This window comes from Herbiconiux daphne (assembly GCF_024979295.1).
GTDB lineage: Bacteria > Actinomycetota > Actinomycetes > Actinomycetales > Microbacteriaceae > Herbiconiux > Herbiconiux daphnes.
The window spans coordinates 1-517 of record NZ_JANLCJ010000831.1 but is presented as its reverse complement, the minus strand read 5'-3'; the positions used below and the strand labels follow the sequence as shown (position 1 = coordinate 517).

At 37.9% G+C, this 517-nt stretch carries 1 protein-coding gene; it reads right to left on the bottom strand.

Annotated features, from left to right (window positions below; all coding sequences use genetic code 11):
- Positions 1–56 precede the first annotated feature (56 nt).
- Positions 57–517, bottom strand: a 461-nt coding sequence (locus N1032_RS27930; protein ID WP_259543999.1) for a hypothetical protein, incomplete at its 5' end; no start/stop codon positions are given.

Below are 517 nucleotides of genomic sequence, written 5' to 3'. Positions count from 1 at the left end.
TCTTATTGCCAACGCTCGCCATAATTTAACACTCCTTTTCTTTAATTTAAATTCGTTTACAGTATATTGGAACGCCGACAATTTTTCAAGTAATTTTGTACGGCATTCCCAACCGAATTATTTTGGAAAAATACACGGTCGGTCTTATAAAACCACAAAATTCGCTCGCCTAACTTGGTGATAGGTTGGAAAATATTTCGGTGGTGGTTTAGTCTGGTTGGATAGTCAAGTGAGTAAATTAGGTCTTTGTCTGGATTCTGGATAGGTGTAGTCTTTTCATGAATGAAAGTAAAATATTGCTCGCCCACCGTGACAATTTCACACTGAAAAATTTGATTGTCAAAGTCGATAAAATAGACGAAATCAATATTTTTCGGACGCCACTTACAAGGCGCGTGAGGGAATAAATCGAGTTCCCAAGCCCCACCTGTAATCATTTCAAGCTTTTCATTGCCGAATGCAAACAAGTAGCTATTGGGCTTTGATTCCTTCATAGAATCGCAATATTCAACTGCTA